Here is a 2,689-nt window from a genome sequence, read left to right on the forward strand (position 1 = left end):
ATCGTATGGAAAAATAAGGAGGTATAACCGTGAAAAAAATGTTAATTTTTCTCACTATCATTGTAGCGTTATTTATTATAATCGGTATTATGACTAATATACAAAAAGACGATAAACTATCAGATGGAAATCCCTATGGTAAGGATGATTTGAAATCCTCGACTGTTGATCAGCTTGACGATCCTAACTATCAAAACCTCATTCTTCCAGATGAATTAGACAAAAAATTAGCTGACAAATCGGATATCACTGTCTATTATTATAGTCCTGAATGCCCGCATTGTGTTAGAACAACACCAGTTGTTGCTCCATTGGCTGAAGAAATGGGAATTGACCTTGTACAGTACAACATTCTTGAGTTTGATCAAGGTTGGAACGATTATGGAATTGAAGAAACACCAACAATTATCCATTACAAAAATGGAAAAGAACAAGACAGAATCAGTGGTTATCAAGAAAAAGAAGTGTTTAAGAATTGGTTTGAAAAGAACGATATTAATTAATTTATAAGAAACAGGAGAAGACCTTTTATGAGTCTTCTCCTGTTTTTCTGTCGTTATTTATGTATACTCTTTAGATAAGAAACTGATTGGCTGGTTCTACATAAGAGAAACGTTCATCATCTGTTTCTACAAGTAAATTAAAGTTTTCATGCGTAAAAGGAAAAAAAGACCGTTTTCACTGAGCAGGCGTATATTATGGTTGAGTAGATCTTCGGAATCTGTATCTAATTGAAATGATGTACATGTTATCTTTTTATCTAACAATGTTAAAATAACTTGCAGACAGCTCATTATTTGAAAAGCAGATTTTAATGTACCGTGATAGGCATAACGGCCGCTGTCTTTATGTAATACACCAATTTGCATAAAATGAAGAATTTCATTTTTAGTGAAAAATTGAGGAAATACTGTTTTGTAAAAATACGTGACAAGGTTTTCGATTTCTTGTTCTTGCTCAATAGTCGATGAAAATACTGTCTTCACCTTTAGCCCACCTTTTATATCATATGATATTTCTGAACTGCCTGATAATTTATTACTAATAGAATATCATATTGTGTAATCAATTTGGCATGGGAATAAAAACCAATAAGTAAATATTATAGGATAAAAGGCGCGTAATTTTACCTTTAGTTGTAAAAAACAGCTAGAAAAATGGCAGATATCAACTAATTATGTCGAAAGTAGGATGAAACATGTTACATACTAGTAAAAGTGGTGAAATGATGGTCCTTCAAGTTCCACTTGAATGGGAAGGGTTTACCGTTGATACTCTTCTTAGAGAATATTGGAAAGCACCTAAAAAATTAATTCATTCGTGGCGAATGAGTAAAAAAATTACCTTAAATCATAAACCTGCCAATTGGAATGTGCCCATGAATATTGATGATACATTATCCATTCCCATATTTGAAAATAATACGAATGAAACTGTTTTCCCAAAAAATCTTGGCATTACTATTTTATATGAAGATGATTACCTTCTCATCGCAAATAAACCTGCTGGAATGGATACTCATCCAGCTCACCCTAATCACCATAATACGCTGCTGAATGGAGTTGCCTTTCACTTAGATTCACTAGGCAAGTTAAATTACCTTAAACATATCCATAGACTAGATCAAGATACTACCGGAGCTGTCTTATTTGCAAAGAGTCCTTTTGTTGGTTCTTTGCTTGATAAACAGCTGGAAGAACGAAAGATAAAGCGATCTTATCTAGCGATCGCTCAAGGTATTATTAATACTGATAAAGGTACGGTAAATGAACCAATAGGACGTGACCGTCATCATGCTACTAGAAGAAGAGTCTCTCCTTCAGGCCAAACTGCCATTACTCATTTTCAAGTACTTAGTCGATTTCCAAAGGATAGGCTCACCTTAATCAAATGTACACTTGATACTGGTCGAACTCATCAAATACGTGTGCACATGAGCCATATCAACCATCCATTGGCAGGAGATACACTTTACGGGGGGAAACCTTTATTTTCTAGACAAGCTTTACATGCTTATCATATGGAATTTCAGCATCCTATTATAGAAACTAATATTATATGCACAGCCCCTTTTTTAGATCAAAATCCTATTTTTCCAAATTTCATGGCATAAAAAAAACCTTCCCGATTTGGGAAGGTTTTTTTTTAGGTTAATTAAGAAGCTTTACGCATACCTCTTAAGATCATGCTTAAAATAAATACTAAAACAATAGCTCCAATTAAAGCAGGGAAGATAGCAAAGTCAGCTACGACTGGACCCCAATCTCCTAAGATTAATGAACCTAACCATGCTCCAATAAATCCAGCGATAATATTACCTAGAATACCGAATGGTACATCTTTCCCAACAATCATTCCTGCTAACCAACCAATAATACCACCAATAATTAATGACCATAAGAATCCCATAATAAATTCCTCCTAATATTTTTTAAGTATAAATATCTATTGAGTAAAAGAGTAAGTAGGAACACCTACGCCTCTGTTCTCACGGCATACACTAAGAAATGATTTTGCTTTTTAAAATAACTAAAATATAGATGATACCTGATTAATAACTGTTAAATTTAAAAGTATGAATTATGATGCTTCTTCTGAATTTGAACCTCCTCTATAGTTTGTATTTTCTTAGTTGTTTTATTCTGCCGTTGTACTAATTACTTTCCCCGTTTGTAAAACAATACAAAAC

4 protein-coding genes are annotated in these 2,689 nt (G+C 33.4%); 2 read left to right on the forward strand and 2 right to left on the reverse strand.

From position 1 onward, the window contains the following. The first annotated feature begins 29 nt into the window (after positions 1–29). Positions 30–503, forward strand: coding sequence for a thioredoxin family protein (locus tag WYK_RS19360; RefSeq protein WP_040376096.1), 474 nt, complete (start codon positions 30–32; stop codon positions 501–503). Positions 504–629: 126 nt separating this feature from the next. On the opposite strand, the gene WYK_RS23485 is transcribed toward WYK_RS19360, so the two are convergent. Further along, on the reverse strand, positions 630–986 hold the full coding sequence (locus WYK_RS23485) for a DUF5365 family protein (protein ID WP_051387733.1): 357 nt from the start codon (positions 984–986) through the stop codon (positions 630–632). Between the two features lie 212 nt (positions 987–1,198). Between WYK_RS23485 and WYK_RS19370 the strand changes: the two genes are divergently transcribed. Beyond that, positions 1,199–2,113 (forward strand): RluA family pseudouridine synthase, encoded by a 915-nt coding sequence (locus WYK_RS19370; RefSeq protein WP_040376097.1) that lies wholly within the window; start codon positions 1,199–1,201, stop codon positions 2,111–2,113. A gap of 41 nt (positions 2,114–2,154) precedes the next feature. Here the strand turns inward: WYK_RS19370 and WYK_RS19375 are convergent, their stop codons facing one another. Then, complete coding sequence (locus WYK_RS19375; RefSeq protein ID WP_040376098.1) at positions 2,155–2,409, reverse strand: GlsB/YeaQ/YmgE family stress response membrane protein; 255 nt, start codon at positions 2,407–2,409, stop codon at positions 2,155–2,157. Positions 2,410–2,689 lie beyond the last annotated feature (280 nt).

The sequence above is a fragment of the Peribacillus psychrosaccharolyticus ATCC 23296 genome (genome assembly GCF_000305495.1).
Lineage (GTDB): Bacteria > Bacillota > Bacilli > Bacillales > DSM-1321 > Peribacillus > Peribacillus psychrosaccharolyticus.